Raw genomic sequence first — 23,622 nt, forward strand, 5'->3', positions numbered from 1 at the left:
GCTGGAGGGCGCTCGCAAAAAATCAAAAAACGTTCGGCCTATCGGCCAGTGGTGCGGCGTTGGCGATCATGCGGACCGGCCGTGCCTTGCCCGACTGGGCGGCGATGACGCGCAGGCAGTCCAGGCTCTCGGCGCCCCAGGCCTGCCCCTTGCAGGCAAAATCGATCTCCGGAATCGGCAGGCGCGCCGTCTTGGTGGTGATCGTCGCGCCATCGATGAGGTTGGCCGGCGGGTTCAGTGAGGCGAAGGCCGGACCGACGGTCGGCGTCAACGCCATGCCGGCAAATGCGGCAGCCGCCAGCAGCATGAACATCGCCATTGGATGATCACTGGCGCGCTGGCGCAGCGCCAGCTTCGGGCGCCGGTCGTTACGCTGGGGACCCTGCTGGCGAAGGTCGGTATCGGTGATCTGGATTTTCGTACGCATCGTCGTTTCCTTCGGTCTTCTTCTTTCTCTGTTGAAACGAACCTAATCGCACCTTGTAACCGGCCAACGATGATGAATTAACGATTGTGTAACCGGCATGAAACCAAGCCCGCGGCCATTCCTGGGTAAACCGATCCGGCGTAGCTGGCAGCACCGGTGGCATTCTCTGCTCGTTTTGCGCTACCCACGGCACCAGATCCACGTCGCCTTTCCAGGCCCACGGAGCGTCGGGCGCTCAACAAGTGTAAGGGGATTAACGTCTGGAATTCCCGGGATTTTCCCGGCTTCGATCGTTCGGACCGGGCTCTCGAATCCCGTTCGATTTCCCGTCAAGACTTCGCCCCATTTTTCCAAGCCATTGCATTTCAATGGAAAATATGCTTTTATTGAACGACCATTCAATAAATAAAGAGCCTTTATGAACCCGCATCTGCGTGACGTGGCAATCCCCAACGATTGGGATCGGCGGGGGCTGCCGGGCTGGAGCTATCATTCCGACGCCTTGCTCGAACTCGAGAAAGAGCACGTCTTCCGCAACCATTGGCAGATCGCCGGCCATGTCTGCGACGTGCCGAACGCCGGCGACTATCTGACGATGGATGTGGTCGGCGAGCGGGCGCTGATCGTGCGCGGCAAGGATGGCGTTGTGCGCGCCTTCAACAATATGTGCCGCCACCGCGGCAGTCGCGTCGTTGCCGACAGCCAGGGCACTTGCAAGAATGCGCTGGTCTGCCCCTTTCATGGCTGGGTCTACAATCTCGACGGCACGCTGCGCGGTGCTGCCCGCCCCCGTTCATTCCCCGACCTCGACAAGACCGATTTCGGCCTGATGCCGCTCGAGCTCGAAATCTGGATGGGCTTCATCTTCATCCGTTTCCGCAACGGTGGGCCGCAGCCATCGGTGGCCGAGCTGTTGAAGCCGATCGAAGCCGAGATTGCCCATTACGGCGTCGCCGAGATGGTGCCGTCCTGGGGCATCTGGACCCAAAGGACGCCGGTCAACTGGAAGTCGGTGCGCGATGTCGACAATGAAGGCTACCACGTCGCCATGGGGCATCCGGCGCTGCAGGACCTTTACGGTGCGACCTATTTCGACGAGCCGTTCGTCAACGGCGTGTCGCGCTCGTTCGCCACCTACAATCCGCATGCCGGACGGCGCTGGAGCGTCGCGCAGTACATCAAGCTCGCACCCGAGGCGAAGCACCTGCCGGAACACCTGCGCAAGGCCTGGATCTACTACGGCATCTTCCCGAACAACGTGCTGTCGCTCACGCCGGAATCGGTGCAGTTCTATCAGGAATTTCCGCTGTCGACGGGTGAGACGCTGCTGCGCGGCGCCATCTACCGCTATCGCGACGAGACCAGGGAACAGGCGGCAGCCCGCTACCTATCCTACCGCATCGACCGCGACACGCTGGCCGAGGATGTACAGCTTTCGATATGGTCCAACGAATCCATGCTGTCCGAAGCCTTCGGAGGTTTTTACCTCTCCGATCTCGAATATGGCGTGCGCACCCACCACGACCATTTGCGTAAGCAAGTTCCCGTGCTCGGATTGGAGACCGCGCCCGAGGAGAAGGATATGTGGGCACTCAACGAGGCGCTCAGATCACGCTCCTGACGCCCCGGTCCTCAGGCCCAAATGGCGACCGGAATACCGAAACGATCGGCGAGCGGCGGATCCGGAAACGGCATTGCCTCGCCTCTGACGATGCGTCCGGCAACCAGCATCATCGCCGCGGCGTCGAGGAAATCGTCGGCGGCCGCGCCGCGCGGCGGCGTCTGGTCGAGAAAATCCTGGCTATAACCATGCTGGGCAAGCAGCGCCTTGCGTTCGGCCATGCCGGCCGGATTGATGTTGCCCCTGATCTTCTTCGGCAGGCGCATAGCGCGGTCGCCGTTCAGTTTGCAGAAGGCAACTTCCGGATGCGATTCGAAGACGCGGCTGCGCAGTTCGGGCCGCGCGATCAGCAGCGAATCGATCTCGCGGACCTTGGCGAAGATGCCGAAGGCCTGGATCGAGACACCGCGCGGCGGATCTGAGGTCGTCCTGGCCACCTCGCTTGCCTTGCGATGTGCGGCGTACCAGGCATCGACCGTGGTGAAGGCTTCGACCTCGGCGTAGAGCGCGGCGCGGGAGGGAATGGCAAAGACACTGGACTGCCGCGCCCCGAGCAGCGGCCGCACCAGCGCCTCCGGGCCGCGACCGCCTCTTTGCGAGAAATCGGGCAGGCCGATTGGCATATCGACCGCTACCAACGAGTCGGCGGGCAGTCGGTCGAGCAACGCCGCGAAGCTCGGGAAAACGGCTGTCGACGGTGCCGCACCGGGATCGCGGCGGACGGCTATCCAGCCGGCCTTGCAACCGTCGACGCCGACAAGCACAACACCCCAGGGCATAACATGGTCGGGCGCAACATCCTTGGGCGCATCATCCTGGGGAACGGCGTCTTCGGCCTGCGTCATGCCCGGCGGTCCCGTTCCGGATGCAGGAGATGGCGAAGCTGCACCATCGCCATCGGGTGCGACAGGCTCTGGGCATCGGTCTCGAGCTGCAACTCGTCGCCGCCACGCTTGGCGGTCCGCGCCAGGATCTCGTAGACCGCCGCCGTGGTCGATTGCAGCGCCTTGGCGGCCGGCTGGCCGGACAGGATCCGCGCCAGGTAGACGGCAGCCGTCAGGTCGCCGAGCCCATTCGGCGGCTTGTCGATGAGCCGGTGTTCGGCAAGCAGTGCCTCTCTGCCGGCGAGCAGCAAATTGCCGGTGCCGCCGGCCATCATCGCCGGCGCCGATGTGACCAGCATGGCCGGTGGGCCGGCCTGCAGGGCTGCAGCCATTGCCGATTTCAAGTCGGGCAGCGGCGCTCCGGCCATCCATTCCAGCTCGTAGCGGTTGGGCGTGGCGATATCGGCGATCGGCATCAGCCGGTCGCGCATGGCGATTGCGGTCGGCTCAGGTACATAGAGCCCGCCCGAATCGCCCATCACCGGATCGCAGATATAGAGGGCGTCCGGCGTCTTCGCCTTGACCGCGCCGACCAGCGAAGCGACGGCTTCGGCCTGGCCAGCCTCGCCGAGATAGCCGGACAGCACGGCGCCGACCTCGCCCAGCCACGGCGCGCGCTCGAGGTCGGCCATCAGCGCCTTGAACTGGTCCAGCGGCGGCACGATGCGGGTGGCCCGGCCATGGCCCGGATGCCAGGGCAGAATGACGGTCGGTACCGCCCAAACCGGAAAGCCGAGCGTCTCCAGCGCAAAGACAGCGGCACGGTTGCCGACCGAGCCACGGGCGACATGACTGGAGACGACGATGACCGCGCGCGGCGCGTCGGTTTTTTCGGCACTCATTGATTTTTCCTAACTGCCCCTGGTGACGAAAAGCACGAGCCAGATCAACAGGCCAATGGCAATAAGCAAGCCCGCTGCCCGACCGATGCGGGTGCCCCAATATTCGATCGGGTCCGACCGGTCGGCATCGGCCGCAGTGACGTGGTCGCGCGCGCCTTTAGTCGTTCGTGCAAGGAACGAGGTGCCCCCCGGGTCGGTCTCGCGCGCCACCCGTTCGATGATGCGGCGCGATTCCGCGTCTCTGTCGTGGCGTTTCGCCATGGTGATGTCCCGTTTTATGCCGAGCTTAACCCGTTCGCCTCGTCTGTCACAGGGCCCGACGGCGAATGGCAGAAACCAGTAACACTTCTCGGCCGAAGTCATTTTCTTACGCAAGGATTGTGCTAATGCTTCGCCTGCCAATGCTATCGAGGGGACTTATCATGCTTGCCCAGCGCCTTTCTTCGCCGCCAATCTGCCGTAATTTAGCTGCGTTCCTGGTTATGGCCGTCATGCTGCCGCTGCTTGCCGGCTGCGGCTACAACACCATTCCAACAGCTGAGGAAAACGCCAAGGCCGCATGGAGCGAGGTGTTGAATCAATACCAGCGCCGCGCCGATCTCATCCCCAATCTGGTCAACACGGTCAAGGGCTACGCGGCGCACGAGAAGGACACGCTCGATGCCGTGGTCGAAGCGCGCGCCAAGGCGACGCAGGTGACCGTGACGCCGGAAACGCTGAATAATCCGGAAGCCTTCAAGAAATTCCAGGACAGCCAGGCCGGCCTGACCAGCGCGCTGTCGCGCCTGCTGGCGGTGGTGGAGAACTATCCCGATCTCAAGGCCAACCAGAACTTTCTGGCGCTGCAAGCACAACTCGAAGGCACCGAGAACCGGATCACGGTCGCCCGCCGCGACTATATCCAGGCAGTGAGAGAGTACAATCTGACGCTGAGGACCTTCCCGTCGGTGATCTGGGCGACCTTGTGGTTCCGCGGCAACCAGCCGTTTGCGAATTTCACCATCGAGGAGGATAAGATGCAGCCGCCGAAGGTCGATTTCGGCACCAACACCACGCAAGGCGGGTGAAGAACAGCCGGTGAGCGTGGTCCCTATTGGCCTTGCACTCCGTAGCGCCCCCCTCTGCCCTACCGGGCATCTCCCCCTCCAGGGGGGAGATTGGCAGCTTTGGCTTCACCGCCCATCCTGCATCGTTGGAGATTGGCGAAAACAGCCCTGACAGCCGATCTCCCCCCTTGAGGGGGAGATGTCCGGCAGGACAGAGGGGGGCGCGACAGAACGCCAGCCTGGCCTTCCTGCTCGTCTTCCAAAGCCTTCTCCTCCTCCCTCTCATCGCCTTCGCCGCCGCACTGCCGGCGCTGACCGGACGGGTCGTCGACAATGCCGGCATCATCGATGCCGCGACCGAGGCGGCGCTGACGCAGAAGCTTGCCGAGTTCGAGACCAAAGGGTCCGACCAGATCGTCGTCGCGACCATCCCCAGCCTCGACGGCGAGGAGATCGAGCCTTACGCCAACCGGCTGTTCCGCGCCTGGAAACTGGGCCAGGCGAAGGAGAACAATGGCGTGCTTTTGCTGGTGGCGCCGAACGACCGCAAGATGCGCATCGAGGTCGGCTATGGGCTTGAAGGCACGCTGACCGACCTGCACACCAAGCTGATCATCGAAAACGACATGGTGCCGGCCTTCCGTGCCGGCGATTTCTCAGGCGGCATCAGCAAGGCCGTCGACGACATGATCATGGTGCTGGAAGGCAATCCCGAAGAACTGGAGGCGCGCGGCGAACGCAACCAGCAGCCGCCGTTCAACAGCGACGATCTGTTCTTCACGATCTTCATAGCCATCTGGGCAATCATCTTTTTCGGCGGCCTCGCAGCCTCCATCCTGCCGCCGATCTTCGGCCAGAAGATCGGTCCCGGCCGCTATCACTGGCTGGGCATGACCTTCGAGCCAAACCGGCGGTCGTCCGGCGGCTGGTCGGGAGGTTCCGGCGGGGGATGGTCGTCGGGTTCAAGCGGTGGCGGGTTTTCCGGCGGCGGCGGTTCGTCCGGCGGCGGCGGCTCCTCGGGAAGTTGGTGACGAGATGACAAGACACGCCATCAGCCCGGTGGAATCCGGCCGTTTCATCAAAATAATCGGCACCGCGCTGTTGGCCATGGCGGTGCTGCTGGTCGGCTTCGCGGCCTTCGCCGCCGCACTGCCGGCGCTGACCGGACGGGTCGTCGACAATGCCGGCATCATCGATGCCGCGACCAAGGCGGCGCTGACGCAGAAGCTTGCCGAGTTCGAGACCAAAGGGTCCGACCAGATCGTCGTCGCGACCGTCCCCAGCCTTGACGGCGAGGAGATCGAGCCTTACGCCAACCGGCTGTTCCGCGCCTGGAAACTGGGCCAGGCGAAGGAGAACAACGGCGTCCTGCTTCTGGTGGCGCCGAACGACCGCAAGATGCGCATCGAGGTCGGCTATGGGCTTGAAGGCACGCTGACCGACCTGCACACCAAGCTAATCATCGAAAACGACATGGTGCCGGCCTTCCGTGCCGGCGATTTCTCAGGCGGCATCAGCAAGGCCGTCGACGATATGATCATGGTGCTGGAAGGCAATCCCGAAGAGCTGGAGGCGCGCGGCAAGCGCAATCCGGCGAATGACAATCCTGTCGATCCCATCTTCATGCTGTTCATTGTCCTGTGGGCGACGATGTTCTTCGGCGGCTTGGCAATGGCGTTCCTGCCGCCGATCTTCGGCACGAAGCTGTCGCCGGGCGTGTACAAGTGGCTGGGCATGACGTTCCGCTACGGCCGTGGGCCAGCTTCGTCATCCTCCGGCGGCGGTGGCTGGACGTCTGGGACCTCGTCTGGCAGTGGCTGGTCGTCTGGAAGTTCCGGCAGCAGTTGGTCGTCCGGAAGTTCGGGCGGCGGGTTTTCAGGCGGCGGCGGCTCGTCCGGCGGCGGCGGTTCTTCAGGAAGCTGGTGAGACATCAATCATGGCAACACGACCGATCAGCCCCGAGGATCATGAGCGCATCGCCGGTGCGATCCGCGCTGCCGAATCAAAGACCGACGGCGAGATCTACTGCGTCGTGGCGCATGCCAGCGACGGCTATTTCTTCCCGGCCGCTTTCATGGCGATGCTCGGCATGCTCGTCGTCAGCCTCGCCGTCGGTTATGGGCTGGAAGCCTGGTGGCTGTCGATCCGCTTGCCGCATTTCGTCATCGCAGAGCTTCTGGCGCTTGCCAGTGTGCTCATTCTGTTGTGGGCATTGCCGGCATTGCGCATCCATTTGGTGCCGAGGCGGCTGCGCTACCAGGCCGCCCACGCCAATGCGATGAAGCAGTTCCTCGCCCGCAACGTCCACCGTACCACGGCGCGCACTGGCGTGCTGGTGTTCGTCTCGATTGCCGAGCGCTACGCCGAGGTGGTCGCCGACAGCGGCATCGATTCTCGTGTCGGCCAGCATGTCTGGGACGGTGTCGTCCGCGACCTTACGGCGCATGCCGGCGACGATCGGCTTGCCGACGGGTTCGTCAAGGCGATCCAAGCAGTCGGTGCGGTACTGGCCGAGCATTTTCCGGTCTCGACCGGCGACAGCAACGAACTGGACGACCATCTGGTCGAGATTTGATCTCGCCAAAAGCGGTTTCGCAGCGTCTCAAGGACGCACCGTCCGGCTGTGTGAAAGCATCGCGGCGGTTGACCGGACTCTTGCAATCGGGCGCAGCGGGTTTATGGTTAACCAATCATGAATACGCTGAGCATCGACATCAGGAAAGCCGAACCGCGCGATGCAGCCGCCATCGCCGACGTGCATCTCGAGGCCTGGCGCGGCGCCTATTCGGGCATCATCCCGCACCGCACGCTGACATCGATGATCAACCGCCGCGGCGCCGACTGGTGGGCGAATGCCATTCGCCGCGCTGCCACCGTCCTGGTCGTCGAAATCGGCGGCAAAATTGCCGGCTATGCGACGATCGGCAAGAACCGCGCCCGCGAACTCAGGCAGCAGGGCGAGATCTACGAACTTTACCTGCGGCCGGAATATCAAGGCATCGGGCTCGGCAGCCGGCTGTTCTCGGCCGCGCGGGCACGGCTGGCCGACCATGGCCTGAAAGGCATGGTGGTCTGGGCGCTTGAAGACAACCAGAACGCACTTGCCTTCTATGCCGGCGCCGGTGGCCGCGATGTTGCCGAAGGCGTCGAGATCTTCGAGCAGAAGGCGCTGAAGAAGGTCGCTTTCGTCTGGGAATGACGGCCAGCGCATGATCCGGCCGGTTTTCGGTTCGGACGATCTCCCCGTACCATTCGCCGCATTGCACCATTCGCCGTCGCCCGCTATCGATCTGCAATCGAGAGAGGGATAAAGCGATGCGTATCGAAGCGATTGCCAGCGGAAAGAACCCGCCCGAGGACGTCAACGTCATAATCGAGGTGCCGATCGGCGGCGAGCCGATCAAGTACGAGATGGACAAGGAGGCCGGCACGCTGTTCGTCGACCGCTTCCTGCACACGTCGATGCGTTATCCCGGCAATTACGGTTTCGTACCGCATACGCTGTCGGGCGACGGCGACCCGATCGACGTATTGGTCTGCAACACGCGCGCGCTGGTGCCAGGCTGCGTCATCAATGTACGGCCGATCGGCGTGCTGGTGATGGAGGACAATGCCGGCCAGGACGAGAAGGTGATCGCGGTGCCTTCGCCCAAGCTGACCTTGCGCTACGAGGACGTCCACGAATACACGCAATTGCCCGACATCACCCGCCAGCAAGTGCAGCACTTTTTCGAGCACTACAAGGATCTCGAACCCGGCAAATGGGTCAAGATCGAAGGCTGGTACGATGCGGCCTATGCCAAGAAGATGATCGTCGAGGCAATCGAGCGGGCCAGGCGCAAGTAATTATCGGGCGCAAATAATCAGTTGTCGACGCGGCCGAAAGCGGGCGCGTCGCCCAGCACCTCACGCTTGTCCTTGCCGCAGGCGAAGGTGCGTGCCTTCTCGTCGGCAAGCTTGCGCGCCTGATCGTTGGCGGCGGGATTGCCGGTGGCGAGCACAAGGCCGATCGTGCAGCCTTCGTGGGCGTCAGGCTGGGCAACCTTGGCCACAATCAGCACTTCCGTCGACTTGTTCTCGCCCTCGGTATCGCTGATCGAGCGACGATGAATGACGGCGAAAGGAATGGCAGTTTTGCCGTTGGTTTCGATACGCCACTCGACCTTGGGTCCAGCCGAATTGAGACCGGAAAAGCTTTCCCAGACCGTGGTCATGTCGCCAGGTGGAAAGCCGTAGAACAGCGATTCCCGCGCGTCGTCATAGGAAACCATCACCGGGTAGCCGCGGTAGCCCGAACAGGCGAGATCGGCCCAGTCGCCGTCGCCTTCTTCCGCTTGGGCATAGGTGACGCAGTCCTTCTCCCAATCGAGATCGGTATAGACGCTGGATATGTCGCCGGCCCGGGCCGCCTGGCAGAAACCGGCGAGGGCAAGCGGGATCAAGAGAGCGCGCATGGCGGAACAACTCAGTTCGGGGGGCGCAGCGTACCGTCAAATTTAGCGGCAGCCTAGAGGAAGTCAGGCTGCGCACAGTGGTCTTGTAAAACGGACCACTATTTCTTCAAGCTTGCCTCTATCAGAAGATCGGCGTTGCGGGCCACCGACTTCGCCGGCCCGCCGGCACCGAACAGCTGGCCGCTGATATAGGCGCCCTCGATCAGGAGCAGCAGCCCGTCGCCCAGCGTGTTGGCGTCGCCGGCGCCCATCTCTGCCGCCATGGCACGCAGGCGGCGGCGCAGTTCCTGCTTGTTGGCCTCGCTCACGACGCGGGCCGGATGGCCATGTTCGGGATATTCGACCGCGGCATTGGTCATGCCGCAGCCGCGATAGTCGGGCCTTTGCGTACGCTTGCCGACACGCGTCAGGAAGGCGACGATCTGCGCGCGCGGATCGCCGGGATGGGCATTCACCGCCTCGTCGAAACGCTCCCAGAATTCGAGGTCATAGTGCCGGAGGTAGGATGCGGCCAGCTCATCCTTGGACGGAAAGCTGCGGTAGAGGCTGGGCTTGGTGACGCCGGCACGCCGCACGATCTCGTCGACGCCGATCGCCCTGATGCCTTGCCGGTAGAACAGGTCTCGCGCCACCTGGAGAATCCGTTCGGCGGCGCGAGGCGGCGGTGCGTCATTGGCCTTGATCGTTGGTTCAATGCTTTTCATGCCTGGCCTGCCGATTAGCTGGTTGACAATGTTACCGGTCGGTACGTATGTTTCGCGCTCCTGCAACGTACCGGTCGGTAACATGATAACTCAATCCCGCCCGTTTGGCCAGCGCTACGCTTTCGTCGTGGTCGCCGTCATCTTCCTTTGCCTGCTGATCGCAGCGGGCCTGCGTTCGGCGCCGGCAGTCATGATGCTGCCGCTGGAGAACAGTTTCGGCTGGCGGCGCGACGTGGTGTCGCTGGCGGCGGCCACCGGCATCTTCCTCTATGGCCTGACCGGGCCGTTTGCCGCGGCGCTGATGGAGCGGATCGGGCTGCGCCGCACCTTGCTTGCCGCGCTGCTCTTGATGTCGGGATCGACCGCGCTCAGCCTGTTGATGACCAAACCGTGGCATCTGCTCCTCACCTGGGGCGTGTTTTCCGGCGTCAGCTCGGGCGCCGTCGCCACCGTGCTCGGCGCGACCATCGTCAACCGCTGGTTCAAGACCAATCGCGGCTTGGTGATGGGACTGATGTCGGCGTCCAGTGCCACCGGGCTGCTGGTCTTCCTGCCGCTGCTCGCCTCGCTCGCCCAGTCGGGCGGCTGGAAGCCGGTCGCCATCGCCATTGCCGTGGCCACCGCCTGCCTGGTGCCGCTGGTCTATATGCTGGTGCCGGAGCGCCCGGCGTCGATCGGCATGGTCCGCTATGGCGCCGATGCCGACGACGTGCCGCCGGTGCCGCCAGCCTCGCAAGGCAATTTCCTTTCGCATACATTGAGCACGCTGCGCCGCGCCGCCGGCACGCGCGTGTTCTGGTATCTGTTCGCCACCTTCTTCGTTTGCGGCTTCACCACCAATGGGTTGGTCGGCACGCATCTGATCGCCTTTTGCGGCGATATGGGCATCGGCGAAGTGCAGGCCGCAGGCCTGCTGTCGATGATGGGCATCTTCGACCTGATCGGCACGACGCTGTCGGGCTGGCTCACCGACCGTTTCGACCCGCGCAAGCTGCTCGGCGTCTATTACGGCATTCGCGGCCTGTCGCTGATCTATCTGCCCTATTCCGGCTTCTCGGCGACCAGCCTGATCATCTTCGCGGTGTTTTACGGACTGGACTGGATCGCCACGGTGCCGCCGACGCTCAGGCTTTCCAACGAGGCGTTCGGCGACCGCAGCGGGCCGATCGTCTTCGGCTGGATCGTCGCCGGCCATCAGGTTGGCGCCGCGACAGCGGCCTTCTTCGGCGGCACCATGCGCGAGCTGCAAGGCAATTACGAGCTTGCCTTCCTGATCGCCGGTATGACGGCAATAGCCGCCGCCTGCATCTCGCTGTTGATCAACACCAGCCGCCCGGCGTTTGATCCGGAACCGCAGGCGGCGTAGGGCGCAATCGGCCGTGCTAATCTCCCCCCTTGAGGGGGAGATGGCCGCGAAGCGGCCAGAGGGGGTCGGTCCAACGGGGCTCGGCCCCTTATCGCAGGCGCAAGAGGTCGGTGCTCCATCCGAGACGACCCCCTCTGTCGCCTTCGGCGACATCTCCCCCTCGAGGGGGGAGATTCGCCAGCCTGTTCACTGTTATCAAACCTTCATCGTTTCGAAATGTGCCTGAAACATTGAAGCTGGAGCTTGGCGGCGACGTTCAATGCCATCCAGGAGACAGCCATGAACAAGATTTCGATGACGCGGCGCGCTTTCGTCACGTCGGCCAGCGCCGTTGGCCTGGTCGGCGCCTCGGGCCTCGCCCTTCCCTATTACTCGCGCGCCAATCAGCGCCCGGCGTTCACCCATGGCATCCAATCCGGCGACGTCGACGCCACCAGCGGCATGGTCTGGACACGCACCGACCGGCCGTCGCGCGTCATGTTCGAGGTGTCGTCGACCGAAAGCTTCACCAATGCCGTCCGCCTGGCGCCGCTCGATACCTCGCCGGCCAGCGACTATACGGTGAAGCGGCTGCTTACCGATCTCGCCTCCGACCAGGACATCTTCTACCGCATGGTCGCGGCCGATCTTGCCGACATCAACGCCGTTTCCGAGCCGGTCGTCGGCCGCTTCCGCACGGCACCTGCCTCGAAGCGCGACATTCGCTTTGCCTGGTCGGGCGACACCGCCGGCCAAGGTTGGGGCATCGACGAGACCGGCATGAAGACCTACGCCGCCATTGCCAAGCACACGCCCGACTTCTTCCTGCATTCGGGCGATACGATCTATGCCGATGGTGCGATGAAGGACGAGGTCGACCTGCCCAACGGCGGCAAGTGGAAAAACAAAGTGCTGATCGACGAGAAGCGCAAGGTTGCCGAGACGCTGGACGAATACCGGGCGCAGTGGAAATACAACATGATGGACAGGCATGTGCTGGCGCTCAGCGCCATCTGTCCGACCTTCTATCAGTGGGATGACCACGAGGTGCTGAACAACTGGTCGGACTCGAAGGACCTGAGCGCCGACGATCGCTACACTGAAAAATCCATCCATGTGCTGGCGGCACGTGCGGCGCGCGCCTTCCACGAAATGACGACGATCCGTTACGAGCCGTCGGAGCCCGGCCGCGTCTACCGCAAGATCGCCTATGGTCCGCTGCTCGACGTGTTCTTCCTCGACATGCGTTCCTACCGCGGCCCCAACGGTCCGGATATGCAGGAGACGATGACGCCGCAATCGCGCATCCTCGGTGAACAGCAGATCAAGTGGCTGAAGCGTGAACTGGCGAATTCCAACGCAACCTGGAAAATCATCGCCGCCGACATGCCGCTCGGCCTCGTCGTCTGGAACGACGGCACCAAGAAGGTAGGGGCCGAGGCGGTCAGCAATGGCGACAATGGCCCGGCCAAAGGGCGTGAGCTGGAAATTGCCGACCTTCTTCGCTATATAAAGAATGCGGGTATCAGCAACACTGTCTGGCTCACCGCAGACGTGCATTACACAGCCGCGCATTACTACAATCCGGACAAGGCGCAGTTCCAGGACTTCGATCCGTTTTGGGAATTCGTTTCGGGTCCGATCCATTCCGGGACGTTCGGGCCTAATGGTTTCGATATGACATTCGGCCCGGAGCTGAAGTTCATAAAGGCACCAACTGCCGAACAGGGTCAAAACCTGGCGCCTTCGGCCGGCCTGCAGTTCTTCGGGCTCGTCGAGATCGATGGTGCCACCGAACAGTTGACGGTGCGGCTGATGGATCGCGACGACAGCGAACTCTACAAGGTCACGCTTGATCCGGTGCGGTCGGCGTGAGCGACGGCGCCACTACCCTCGGGCCAGCCCGAGGGTAGGAACGTATATCAATCGGGATAGCAGACGACGGGAATGTTGGGCCAGACGGCGCTGTCGCATCCGGCATTTTGCTGCCGCTGCTTGAAGGCGGCGCTGACCGGCCCGGTCACCACCGGATCGACGCCATCGGGAGCATCGGCAAAAAGCTGCTCCGCCGACGGCTTGTCGGACGGCAAAGCAGACCGCGTCTCCTTGAACGACGCCGCCGATTGCGCCGCGCCGGCCGCGAGGAGGACGGCGAGCGCGGTACATGCCAAAATCGGCCGGAGTTTGATGCCTATCTCGATCATGAAATTCGAACTGTCCGGACCATGAAAGGTTCCGCCTTGGTTAATAATTCCACTTCACACCAAGACATTTAAGATTTGGTGACTTTATTTGGTGGCTCGCCTCCTCTTTCGCAATTGCGAAAAACCCTGTATGAGCCGCCCAACCGAAAGAGGCAGCGCCTTTTGGCCTGCTGCCTGCAACGCTCCCGAGACCAAAACATGAAAATCCGCAATATCGCGATCATCGCGCACGTCGACCATGGAAAAACCACCCTCGTCGACCAGCTTCTGAAACAGTCCGGCTCGTTCCGCGACAACCAGCGCGTCGCCGAGCGCGCCATGGATTCGAACGACCTCGAAAAGGAACGCGGCATCACCATCCTGGCCAAGGCGACCTCGGTCGACTGGAAGGACACCCGCATCAACATCGTCGACACGCCCGGCCACGCCGACTTCGGCGGCGAGGTCGAGCGCATTCTGTCGATGGTGGATTCGGCCATCGTGCTGGTCGACGCCGCCGAGGGGCCGATGCCGCAGACCAAATTCGTGGTCGGCAAGGCACTCAAGGTTGGACTGAAGCCGATCGTCGTCATCAACAAGATCGACCGGCCAGATGCCCGCCACGTCGAAGTGGTGAACGAGGTGTTCGATCTTTTTGCAGCACTTGACGCTACCGACGAGCAGCTCGACTTCCCTATCCTTTACGGTTCAGGCCGCGACGGCTGGGTCTCGGAAAACCCCGAAGGTCCGAAGGACCAGGCTCTGGCGCCGCTGTTCGACCTCGTCATCAAGCACGTGCCGGCCCCGACCGTTCATCCCGGCCCATTCCGCATGATCGGCACCATCCTGGAAGCCAATCCTTTCCTCGGCCGCATCATCACCGGCCGTATCGAATCCGGCACGCTGAAATCCAACCAGGCGGTCAAGGTGCTGCACCATGACGGCACCCAGGTCGAAACCGGCCGAATCTCGAAAATCCTTGCTTTCCGCGGGCTCGAGCGCCAGCCCATTGACGAGGCGCAGGCGGGCGACATCGTCGCCATCGCCGGCCTGTCGAAAGGCACTGTCGCCGACACCTTCTGCGACCTGTCGGTGACCGAGCCGCTGCACGCGCAGCCGATCGATCCGCCGACTGTGACGATGTCTTTCCTCGTCAACGATTCGCCGCTGGCCGGTACCGAAGGCGACAAGGTGACCAGCCGCGTCATCCGCGACCGCCTGCTGCGCGAGGCCGAAGGCAATGTCGCGCTGAAGATCGAGGAATCGCCGGATAAGGATTCGTTCTTCGTCTCCGGCCGCGGCGAATTGCAGCTGGCCGTGCTGATCGAGACGATGCGCCGCGAAGGTTTTGAGATCGCCGTGTCGCGGCCGCGCGTCGTCATGCAGAAGGGCGACAGCGGCGAATTACTGGAGCCGGTCGAGGAAGTCGTCATCGACGTCGACGAGGAGCATGCCGGCGTCGTCGTGCAGAAGATGTCGGAGCGCAAGGCCGAGATGGTCGAGCTTCGCCCTTCGGGCGGCAATCGCCAGCGCATCGTCTTTCACGCACCGACGCGCGGCCTGATCGGCTACCAGTCGGAACTGTTGACCGACACGCGCGGCACCGCTGTGATGAACCGGCTGTTCCATGCCTATGAACCTTACAAGGGTGAGCTGCCGGGCCGTACCAACGGCGTGCTGATCTCCAATGAACAGGGTGAATCGGTGGCGTACGCCATGTGGAACCTGGAAGACCGCGGCCCGATGGTCATCGACCCCGGCGTCAAGGTCTATCAGGGCATGATCATCGGCATCCATTCCAGGGACAACGACCTCGAAGTCAACGTGCTCAAGGGCAAGAAGCTGACCAACATCCGCGCCGCCGGCAAGGACGAGGCGGTGAAACTGACACCGCCGATCCGCATGACGCTGGAACGCGCGCTGGCCTGGATCCAGGACGACGAGCTGGTCGAAGTGACGCCGAAGACCATCCGCCTGCGCAAGCTCTATCTCGATCCGAACGAGCGCAAGCGTTTTGAGAAGTCGGCGAAAGTGGTCGGCGCGGCATAAAGGGCAATACCGCGCAATGAGCGGTAAACTCGTCACGGCTGGCATATACGACAATCGACCCGAGGCCGAAGTTTGCGTGTCGATGCTCGACGCGTATGGAATTTATGCTCTCGCGAATTATCTTCTCGACACGGGCAGGCTTGGCTTGATCCATGTGCAAGTCGCCGACAGCGATCTCGATGCGGCCAAGGGTTTGATTGGCTCGGCCTCCAAAGAGGGCGACTGACCCCTGGCCGTAACTGTCTCTGATTACGGATTCCCTTGCCGTCGCCTCATCCACCTGCAGCCGAAATGATTTCGTCCCGGTCTGGTTCGCCAGACAGGTGGATCTGGATCGCCGTTCCCGCCCGAGCCGGCCGGCGCAAGGCTTTGGCCCCGTCCGGACCAACCACCAGCAATCGCTTCTCTTCCCAAACCTGTAGCCGCGATCGCGGGACACCGAGTTCGTTGGCGAGCAACCGGTCGAGCCGCAGCGCTGTCGGCATTTCGAGCCAGAGCTGAAGTTCGAGCGCGCTGGTATTTTCCGGTCTATCCCCGAGCACCTGCTTATGAACGACGGCTTCGGGAAACTCCTCGACGCGCCCGATACTGCTTCGCAATGCGGCAACATCGAAGGCATGGCGCCGCGCCAGGACCGGATCGTTGCTTTCGAGCGCCTGCAATATTGTCGGTTCGATATCGCGGCGGCTGCAGCGCTCCAGAATGCCGAAATTCCAGGAATTGTCGCAGTCGATGCAGCGGTAGATCAACCAGGCGTCAATGCGCTTGCCGTTGGCATTGACCCGGAATTTGCCGCTGCAGCGATAGGCTTTCAGGCCGCCGCAGCGATTGCAGTTGAGGTGAGGTCGAGGTGCGGTCTTGGGTGTGATCGTCCAGCGGATACGCAGTATCGAAGGCATGCCGAAAAGCCCTTCCCGTCGGGAAGTTCGTCAGATCGGCGATATCGAGAACCCATGCGGGGACGGCGTGGCGAGAGACTGCGGCAGTTGGAAATCAGGTGTCGCGGGTGGTTATGCGCGACAGCGGTTCAGCAGTGCCAAACCGGTCTCGAACCGCCACCCGAGGAACACATGATGTGAAAATAGGCATCGCGACTGCGACGCCCTGCTCTGTGTTGGGGGAGTTGACGAGACCGGCGGTTACGAAGGCAAAGTGAAGCTCGAAATGATGTCGGGACGACATTTCTAGCCGCGAGGTGCCTGGCCGACAAGCCTTCTTTCGGTGGACGCTACTGTCGTCGGACCAGTTGGGTTATCTTGAACGACCCAAACATTTCAAACGGGATCCGCGTCATGCATTTCACATCGCTTCTGATTTTTGCCGGCGCCCTGCTTGTTGCCGCCGGCTCGCCCGGCCCATCGATCGCCGCTCTCGTGGCGCGGGTCATCGTAAAAGGGTTTCGCGACGTGTTCCCGTTCCTGCTTGCGATGTGGATCGGCGAAGCGATCTGGCTGTCGCTGGCGGTGTTTGGCCTCGCCGTGGTGGCGCAGACGTTCCACTTTGCCTTTGTCGTCGTGAAGTGGGTCGGCGTCGCCTATCTCGGCTGGCTTGCCTGGAAGATGTGGACGGCACCGGTCGAGGCCAAGGAAGGCGCGCTGCCGCGCGAAGATTCGCCCGTCAGACTGTTCTTTGCCGGCATGGCCGTGACGCTCGGCAACCCCAAGATCATGATGTTCTATCTGGCGCTGCTGCCGACCATCATCGACCTCGGTTCGGTCAGCATGGTCGGCTGGATCGAATTGACGGCGACCATGGCAGTGGTCCTGGTCGCCATCGATTTGACATGGGTGCTCGCCGCATCGCAGGCGCGGAAGCTCTTGAGGAGCAAGCGGGCGATGAAAATCGCCAACCGCATCAGCGCCGGTACCATGGCCGGCGCTGCGGCGGCGATCGCCGCGCGGTCTTGAGCCGGGCGCGTCAACCCATTTCGATTATTGGCGCGATCTCGACGCTGAAACCCGGGTCCGTCAAGATAGGACAATCCTTGGCTTTGCCGACGGCATCGTCGATGTCCTTTGCTTCGATGATGGTGTAACCGGCGGTCGGATTGCTGCCGCCATTGTTCTCGACCTTGCCGCCGGGCAGCAGGGTCTTCGACATGCCGACTGGATTGCCGCCGTCGACCACCGCTGAGCCAAGCTTGCCGTACCAGCCGTTCCAGGCATCCATCGCTGCCTTCCGTTCGGCCTCCTCGGTCGGCATCTTGCCCGAGCCGTGATAGACGTAGAGAAATTTCGCCATGTTCTCCTCCTCTGATCGGCGGCATCGAACCGGCATGCGGTCATGCCGCATGCCGATCATCGGACCAAACCGGCAAACAAGCAACGATAATGCGAAGTAGCTAATATAATATGCCGTTGACTCGCAACGGCGGTGCCCTATCGCGCCATCGCATGGTATTCATCGTTCGGCCGCATATCGATTGCCGATGCCAGCCGGTTCGACATGTTGAAGAACGCCGCGGTCGAGGCGACGTCCCAGATGTCGCGGTCGGAAAAGCCGACTTGCCGCAACGCCGCCCGGTCCGCTTCGACGATCTTTGCCGGCTGCCCGGTCAGCTTCACCGCGAATTCGAGCATGGCGCGTTGCCTGTCCGACAGCTTGGCGGCGCGAAAATTCATCACCATCATCTCGCCGAAGGCTGGGTCGCCGGAAAGCTGGCGCACCGCCGCGCCATGCGCGGCCAGGCAATAGTAGCAATGGTTGACCGATGAGACGGCCACCGCGATCATCTCGCGCTCGAGTTTCGACAGGCCGGATTCACCCAGCATCAAATCATTGTACATGTCGGTGAAAGCGCGCAGCTTCTTCTCGTCGAAGGCATAGGCGAGCAGCACGTTGGGAACGAGGCCGAGCTTCTCCCGGCACTTGGTGAAATAGGCCTTGGTCGCGTCGCTCAGCTCCGCCGGTGCCAGGTCAAGCGCGGTGATTTTGTCCGTCATGGCGGATCTCTCCTCTTTTTCGCCAGGCTGCCGGTGAATTCCGACATTTCGTCGCAAGCCGTCAAACCTTTGTCGCCAAATACCCGTCATCTGTTAGCATAGCCGCAAAAACATGTGACGGGAGGGACTCATGGCCAGCGTAAAGTCAGCGAGCCGGTTGAAAAAAGCCGGCCTGACGAGGGGTGAAGCCGCGGGTGGTGAAAAGCCCGGCAGGCTTGCCGACTACCTGCTGGCCCGAGCTCCGGCCGAAGATGTCGCCGCCTACGACGTCATCGATCTCGAACGCGCTGCCGAACTCGCCGGCCGCGCAGTGGCCAGGCACAAGAAGGACGACTGCGTCGTTGCCATAGACGTCGATTCCGGTGTCGTCCGCCAGGGCCGGCCGATGACGGTGATCACTGTCGTCAACGACAACATGCCGTTCCTGTTCGATTCCGTCCTCGGCGAGATTACAGAAAGCGCCGGCGAGCCGCTGCTGGTTACCCATCCAGTCATAGTCGTCAGGCACGGCAAGAACGGCGTCGAGGAAATCCTCGGCGATGGCGGTTATGCCAAGGGCGACCACAGCCATGACCGACTGAGCGTCATCCATGTCCATATCGGCCGCCTTTCGGCCGAGCAGGCCGAAGGCCTGGCCGCACGCCTGACGAAGCTGCTCGGCCAGGTGCGAGCCGCCGTCACCGACTGGAAGCCGATGCTTGCCCGCCTCGACCAGGCGATCTCGGAATTCCGCTACTCCCCAGTGCCGCTCGACAAGGCCCATGTCACCGAGGCGATCGCCTTCCTCGAATGGCTGCGCGACGACAATTTCACCTTTCTCGGCATGCGCGAATTCAACTACACCGGCGGCGAGACGAGCGGCATGCTCGAGCGCGCCGAAAAGCCCGGCCTCGGCATCCTTTCCGATCCCGACGTGCTGGTGCTCAGGCGCGGCACCGAAGCGGTAAGCACGACGCCGGAAATCCGTGCCTTCCTGCATGGGCCGGAACCGCTGATCGTCACCAAGGCCAACGCCAAGTCGTCGGTGCACCGCCGCATCTACCTCGACTACATCGGCGTCAAGACCTACACCGGCAAAGGCGTGCTTTCGGGCGAGCTCCGTATCGTCGGCCTGTTCACCTCGACTGCCTATACGCGCTCGGTGATGAAAATCCCCTATCTGCGCTCGAAGGCGGAAACCGTCATCGCCAAATCCGGCTTCAATCCAAGCGACCATTCCGGCAAGGCATTGATCAACGTGCTGGAGAGCTATCCGCGCGACGAGCTGTTCCAGGTTCCGGTGCCGATCCTGCGCAAGCATGCCGAAGCCATACTGGGCTTGATCGAGCGGCCGCGCGTCAGGGCATTGGTGCGTGTCGACCAGTTCGACCGCTTCGTCTCCGTGCTCGTCTTCGTGCCGCGCGACCGCTACGACAGCGTCGTGCGCGAGAAGATCGGCACCTATCTGAAGACCGTCTTCGAAGGCCGGCTGTCCGCCTATTACCCGGCCTTCCCGGAAGGCGGGCTGGCGCGCGTCCATTTCATCATCGGCCGCTCCGGCGGCAAGACGCCGAAGGTCGAGCAGGCAACGATCGAGGCGGCGATCCGCGACATCGTACGGACCTGGGACGATGCCCTGCGCGAGACCGCGACCGAGACCGGCGCCGATGCGAGACTCACGGCCATCGCCTCGCGTTTTTCGGAAAGCTATCGCGACAGTTTTCGGCCGGGCGTGGCGCTGGCCGATGCCGGGCGCATCGCCAAGCTCGATGCGTCAAATCCGATCGCCATCGACTATTACCGTCACGCCGACCAGAAGCCGCATCAGGCGGCGCTGAAGATCTATCACCATGGCAGCCCGGTGGCGCTGTCGCGGCGCGTTCCCGTGCTGGAAAACATCGGTTTCCGCGTCATCAGCGAGCGCACTTTCGAGGTCGGCGACAATCAATCCGGCATGATCAATAGTGATCAGCCCGGCATGGTCTTCATCCACGACATGGAACTCGAGAACAGCTACGGCAGGCCGATCGACCTCGGCAATGGCGGCGCGCTGTTCGAGGATGCGTTCCTTTCCGTCTGGCGCGGTGATGTCGACAATGACGGCTATAACGGCCTTGCCCAGACCGCCGGCCTGTGGTCGGGCGAGATCACCGTCCTGCGCGCCTATGGCCGCTATCTGCAGCAGGCCGGCATCCCGCAGAGCCAGGATTTCATCGCCGCCGCGCTCAACCGTTATCCCGAGATCGCCCGCGACCTGCATGCGCTGTTTGTCGCCCGCCTCGGCGCGACGGCCGAGACGGAAGGCGTCGTTCAGGCCAAACATCTGAAAGCCAAGATCACGGATGCGCTGGAAGACGTTCCCAACATTGACGACGACACCATCATCCGCCGTTATCTGAACCTGATCGAAGCCTCGCTGCGCACCAATCATTTCGTTGCCGATACGAAACAGAAAGGCCAATCGCTGGCGATCAAGCTCGATTCGCAATCGGTCGACGGGCTGCCGGCGCCGCGGCCATGGCGGGAGATCTTCGTCTACGGCTCCGAGGTCGAGGGTGTGCATCTGCGCTTCGGCCCGGTCGCGCGCGGCGGCCTGCGCTGGTCGGACCGTGCGCAGGACTATCGCACCGAGGTGCTCGGCCTGGTCAAGGCACAGCAGGTCAAGAATGCGGTGATCGTGCCGGTTGGCGCCAAGGGCGGCTTCTACCCGAAAAAGCTGCCGATGAGCGCCGGGCGCGACGCAATTTTCGAGGCCGGCATGGCCGCCTACAAGAATTACGTTTCCAGCCTGTTGTCGATCACCGACAATATCGGGCTGGATGGCGTCATCCCGCCAGCCGGCGTCGTGCGGCGCGATCAGGATGATCCGTATTTCGTCGTCGCCGCGGACAAGGGCACGGCGACCTTCTCGGACATCGCCAACGCCATCAGCGAAAGGCACGGCTTCTGGCTCGACGACGCTTTCGCCAGCGGCGGTTCGGCCGGCTACGACCACAAGAAGATGGGCATCACCGCCAAGGGCGCCTGGGAAGCGGTCAAGCGGCATTTCCGCGAGATGAACCGCGACATCCAAACCACGCCGTTCACCGTCGTCGGCGTTGGCGACATGTCGGGCGACGTGTTCGGCAACGGCATGCTGCTGTCGGAGCAGACCCGGCTGATCGCCGCCTTCGATCATCGCGACATCTTCATCGATCCCGATCCCGACATGGCCGCTTCGATGGCCGAGCGCCGGCGTATGTTCGCTCTCGCTCGCTCAAGCTGGCAGGATTACGACAAGACGAAGCTGTCCGAAGGCGGCATCATCGTCTCGCGCAGCCAGAAGTCGATCACCTTGCCGGCCGCCGCGGCTGCAGCTATCGGCCTCGGCAAGATAACGGCCACGCCGGTCGAGATCATGAGTGCCATCCTCAAGGCGCCGGCAGATCTTTTGTGGTTCGGCGGCATCGGCACCTATGTCAGGGCATCGGGCGAGACCAACCAGGACGTCGGCGACCGTGCCAATGACGCGATCCGCATCGCCGCGCTCGACCTGCGTGCCAAGGTCATCGGTGAAGGCGCCAATCTCGGCGTCACACAGCGGGCGCGCATCGAATTCGGATTGAATGGCGGCCGCTGCAACTCAGATGCGATCGACAATTCGGGCGGCGTGAACTGCTCAGACGTCGAGGTCAACATCAAGATCGCGCTGGCTTCCGCCATGCGGAAGGGTTCGCTGACGCGGCCGTCGCGCAACAAATTGCTGGCCGAGATGACCGACGAGGTCAGCGCCCTGGTGCTGTCCAACAATTACCAGCAGACGCTGGCGCTGTCCCTTGCTCGCAAGCGCGGCCTTGCCGACATTGCCCATCAGAGCCGCTTCATGGAGGCGCTCGAGGCGCGCGGGCTGCTCGACCGTGCCGTCGAGACGCTGCCGTCGCCGGCGGCTCTTGCCGAGCGCGAAGCGCGCGGCGAGCCGCTCACCCGGGCCGAGCTCGGCGTGCTGCTTGCCTATGCCAAGATCGTGCTGTTTTCCGATATCGTCGCCAGCGACGTGCCGGACGATCCGCATTTCGACCGCGACCTGATGGGTTACTTTCCCGACCGCATGGCAAAGAAATATGCGGCGGAAATCCACGGCCATCGCCTGCGCCGCGAGATCATCGCCCGTGCCGTCGCCAATGACCTGGTCAATCGCGGCGGCCCGTCCTTCGTCAACAGGCTGCAGGAAGCGACCGGGCGCAGTGCCGCCGATGTCGTGCGCACCTTCGCCGTGGTGCGGGATGGCTTTGCGCTGCCGGCGCTCTATCGCCAGATCGACGCGCTCGACAACCGGATCGACGGACAGATCCAGCTCGACCTCTATCAGGCGGTCAGCCGGCTGATCTATGTGACCAGCGGCTGGCACCTGAAGAACGATGCCGGCACCGCACCGCTCGGGCAGCGGATCACCGAGTTGCAGGATGCGCGCAAGGCGCTGGAGCCGAAGCTCGTTGCGCTGTTGCCGGCCTTCTCGCGCGAGCGGATCGAGGAGCGGCGGCACAGTCTGTCGAAGGGCGGCGCGCCCGAGAGCCTGGCCGAGCAACTGGCGTTGACCGATGTGGCGGAACTCATCCCCGACATTGCGCTGACGGCGCGGACGGCAACTGCCGGCATCGTCGCTGCCGCCAAGGCGTTTTTTGCAGTCAGCGATGTCTTCCGCATACCGCGCGTCGAAGATGCGGCGCGGTCGATCACGCCCTCGGATTATTACGATCAACTGGCGCTTTCGCGCGCCACCGACACAATCGGCGCGGCCAGGCGCGGCATCGCGGTGGCGGCACTCACCAGTCATGCCGAGGCGGCGGATCCGGTGACAGCATGGTTGGAGGCGGGCGGCGAACGGGTCGGACGCATCCGCGAGCGGCTGCAGGCTCTGACCGAGGGCGGCGACATCACCGTGTCGCGGCTGTCGGTGGCGTCCGGCCTGATGAGCGATCTGACAGGGCTGTGAGACGTCTTCCACATCGCGCGGGATTGCCGGGAAGAACTGCGCTATTGAGCGAACGGCGCCCTGCGTTGGGGGGCGCCGGAGCATGATCCCAAAAAGTGACGATCGGCTTTTGGACAAGATCGTGCTCAACAACAAGACGGAGCATCATTCCGATTCGATCGGCATGGAGCAAGC

Annotated in this window: 23 protein-coding genes; 13 read left to right on the top strand and 10 right to left on the bottom strand. The window is 62.9% G+C overall.

The window, feature by feature from the left end; genetic code table 11:
- Positions 1–22 precede the first annotated feature (22 nt).
- The gene (locus NKJ15_RS08170; RefSeq protein ID WP_352814765.1) at positions 23–427 is read right to left on the bottom strand and encodes a hypothetical protein; all 405 of its coding nucleotides are present in this window, start codon (positions 425–427) and stop codon (positions 23–25) included.
- Between the two features lie 418 nt (positions 428–845).
- On the opposite strand from NKJ15_RS08170, the gene NKJ15_RS08175 reads away from it, so the two are divergent.
- Entirely contained in the window at positions 846–2,048 is a 1,203-nt protein-coding gene (locus NKJ15_RS08175) for an aromatic ring-hydroxylating oxygenase subunit alpha (RefSeq protein WP_352814767.1), read from the top strand.
- A gap of 11 nt (positions 2,049–2,059) precedes the next feature.
- On the opposite strand, the gene NKJ15_RS08180 is transcribed toward NKJ15_RS08175, so the two are convergent.
- The 3 genes from NKJ15_RS08180 to NKJ15_RS08190 all read right to left on the bottom strand — a co-directional run bounded on the left by NKJ15_RS08180 (position 2,060) and on the right by NKJ15_RS08190 (position 4,035).
- The gene (locus NKJ15_RS08180) at positions 2,060–2,827 is read right to left on the bottom strand and encodes a DUF429 domain-containing protein (protein ID WP_352815007.1); all 768 of its coding nucleotides are present in this window, start codon (positions 2,825–2,827) and stop codon (positions 2,060–2,062) included.
- A gap of 62 nt (positions 2,828–2,889) precedes the next feature.
- Positions 2,890–3,774, bottom strand: coding sequence for a pyridoxal kinase PdxY (pdxY, locus tag NKJ15_RS08185; RefSeq protein ID WP_352470715.1), 885 nt, complete (start codon positions 3,772–3,774; stop codon positions 2,890–2,892).
- A 9-nt stretch (positions 3,775–3,783) separates the two neighbouring features.
- Positions 3,784–4,035 carry a hypothetical protein gene (locus NKJ15_RS08190; protein ID WP_352470714.1) on the bottom strand — a complete coding sequence of 84 codons (252 nt, stop codon included), beginning with the start codon at positions 4,033–4,035 and terminating at the stop codon, positions 3,784–3,786.
- A 161-nt stretch (positions 4,036–4,196) separates the two neighbouring features.
- Here NKJ15_RS08190 and NKJ15_RS08195 point away from each other — a divergent pair, with 161 nt between their 5' ends.
- The 6 genes from NKJ15_RS08195 (at position 4,197) to ppa (ending at position 8,666) form a co-directional block, all read left to right on the top strand.
- Positions 4,197–4,841: a LemA family protein gene (locus NKJ15_RS08195; RefSeq protein ID WP_352814769.1), complete on the top strand. Its 645-nt coding sequence runs from the start codon at positions 4,197–4,199 to the stop codon at positions 4,839–4,841.
- A gap of 167 nt (positions 4,842–5,008) precedes the next feature.
- The gene (locus NKJ15_RS08200; RefSeq protein ID WP_352814771.1) at positions 5,009–5,851 is read left to right on the top strand and encodes a TPM domain-containing protein; all 843 of its coding nucleotides are present in this window, start codon (positions 5,009–5,011) and stop codon (positions 5,849–5,851) included.
- A 76-nt stretch (positions 5,852–5,927) separates the two neighbouring features.
- Positions 5,928–6,746: a TPM domain-containing protein gene (locus NKJ15_RS08205; protein ID WP_502906884.1), complete on the top strand. Its 819-nt coding sequence runs from the start codon at positions 5,928–5,930 to the stop codon at positions 6,744–6,746.
- A gap of 10 nt (positions 6,747–6,756) precedes the next feature.
- Entirely contained in the window at positions 6,757–7,395 is a 639-nt protein-coding gene (locus NKJ15_RS08210; protein WP_352767488.1) for a TPM domain-containing protein, read from the top strand.
- 117 nt (positions 7,396–7,512) lie between these two features.
- The gene (locus NKJ15_RS08215) at positions 7,513–8,019 is read left to right on the top strand and encodes a GNAT family N-acetyltransferase (RefSeq protein WP_023678138.1); all 507 of its coding nucleotides are present in this window, start codon (positions 7,513–7,515) and stop codon (positions 8,017–8,019) included.
- Positions 8,020–8,135: 116 nt separating this feature from the next.
- Entirely contained in the window at positions 8,136–8,666 is a 531-nt protein-coding gene (gene ppa, locus NKJ15_RS08220; protein ID WP_352451245.1) for an inorganic diphosphatase, read from the top strand.
- A gap of 17 nt (positions 8,667–8,683) precedes the next feature.
- On the opposite strand, the gene NKJ15_RS08225 is transcribed toward ppa, so the two are convergent.
- Together NKJ15_RS08225 and NKJ15_RS08230 are read right to left on the bottom strand one after the other, a co-directional pair.
- Positions 8,684–9,274 carry a hypothetical protein gene (locus NKJ15_RS08225; protein ID WP_352814775.1) on the bottom strand — a complete coding sequence of 197 codons (591 nt, stop codon included), beginning with the start codon at positions 9,272–9,274 and terminating at the stop codon, positions 8,684–8,686.
- A gap of 98 nt (positions 9,275–9,372) precedes the next feature.
- Entirely contained in the window at positions 9,373–9,978 is a 606-nt protein-coding gene (locus NKJ15_RS08230) for a TetR/AcrR family transcriptional regulator (protein ID WP_352767492.1), read from the bottom strand.
- Positions 9,979–10,060: 82 nt separating this feature from the next.
- Here NKJ15_RS08230 and NKJ15_RS08235 point away from each other — a divergent pair, with 82 nt between their 5' ends.
- Together NKJ15_RS08235 and NKJ15_RS08240 are read left to right on the top strand one after the other, a co-directional pair.
- Complete coding sequence (locus NKJ15_RS08235) at positions 10,061–11,344, top strand: MFS transporter (RefSeq protein ID WP_352767494.1); 1,284 nt, start codon at positions 10,061–10,063, stop codon at positions 11,342–11,344.
- A 279-nt stretch (positions 11,345–11,623) separates the two neighbouring features.
- Positions 11,624–13,198, top strand: a complete 1,575-nt coding sequence (locus NKJ15_RS08240; RefSeq protein WP_352767496.1) for an alkaline phosphatase D family protein — start codon at positions 11,624–11,626, stop codon at positions 13,196–13,198.
- 47 nt (positions 13,199–13,245) lie between these two features.
- On the opposite strand, the gene NKJ15_RS08245 is transcribed toward NKJ15_RS08240, so the two are convergent.
- Complete coding sequence (locus NKJ15_RS08245; RefSeq protein WP_352451242.1) at positions 13,246–13,527, bottom strand: hypothetical protein; 282 nt, start codon at positions 13,525–13,527, stop codon at positions 13,246–13,248.
- 198 nt (positions 13,528–13,725) lie between these two features.
- Between NKJ15_RS08245 and typA the strand changes: the two genes are divergently transcribed.
- A complete protein-coding gene (gene typA, locus NKJ15_RS08250; protein WP_352451241.1) occupies positions 13,726–15,555 on the top strand; it encodes a translational GTPase TypA in 1,830 nt (609 codons plus the stop codon).
- A 16-nt stretch (positions 15,556–15,571) separates the two neighbouring features.
- Positions 15,572–15,781 carry a hypothetical protein gene (locus NKJ15_RS08255; RefSeq protein ID WP_352458081.1) on the top strand — a complete coding sequence of 70 codons (210 nt, stop codon included), beginning with the start codon at positions 15,572–15,574 and terminating at the stop codon, positions 15,779–15,781.
- 46 nt (positions 15,782–15,827) lie between these two features.
- On the opposite strand, the gene NKJ15_RS08260 is transcribed toward NKJ15_RS08255, so the two are convergent.
- Positions 15,828–16,454, bottom strand: a complete 627-nt coding sequence (locus NKJ15_RS08260; RefSeq protein ID WP_352814778.1) for a DUF1062 domain-containing protein — start codon at positions 16,452–16,454, stop codon at positions 15,828–15,830.
- Between the two features lie 393 nt (positions 16,455–16,847).
- Here NKJ15_RS08260 and NKJ15_RS08265 point away from each other — a divergent pair, with 393 nt between their 5' ends.
- Positions 16,848–17,462 (top strand): LysE family translocator, encoded by a 615-nt coding sequence (locus tag NKJ15_RS08265; RefSeq protein ID WP_352540903.1) that lies wholly within the window; start codon positions 16,848–16,850, stop codon positions 17,460–17,462.
- 10 nt (positions 17,463–17,472) lie between these two features.
- Here the strand turns inward: NKJ15_RS08265 and NKJ15_RS08270 are convergent, their stop codons facing one another.
- A complete protein-coding gene (locus NKJ15_RS08270; protein ID WP_023678126.1) occupies positions 17,473–17,796 on the bottom strand; it encodes a YciI family protein in 324 nt (107 codons plus the stop codon).
- 137 nt (positions 17,797–17,933) lie between these two features.
- The gene (locus tag NKJ15_RS08275) at positions 17,934–18,497 is read right to left on the bottom strand and encodes a peroxidase-related enzyme (protein WP_352683681.1); all 564 of its coding nucleotides are present in this window, start codon (positions 18,495–18,497) and stop codon (positions 17,934–17,936) included.
- Between the two features lie 130 nt (positions 18,498–18,627).
- Here NKJ15_RS08275 and NKJ15_RS08280 point away from each other — a divergent pair, with 130 nt between their 5' ends.
- Positions 18,628–23,448 (top strand): NAD-glutamate dehydrogenase, encoded by a 4,821-nt coding sequence (locus NKJ15_RS08280; RefSeq protein ID WP_352814781.1) that lies wholly within the window; start codon positions 18,628–18,630, stop codon positions 23,446–23,448.
- Positions 23,449–23,622: the final 174 nt, after the last annotated feature.

Source organism: Mesorhizobium sp. M0207 (assembly GCF_040321995.1).
Classification (GTDB): domain Bacteria; phylum Pseudomonadota; class Alphaproteobacteria; order Rhizobiales; family Rhizobiaceae; genus Mesorhizobium.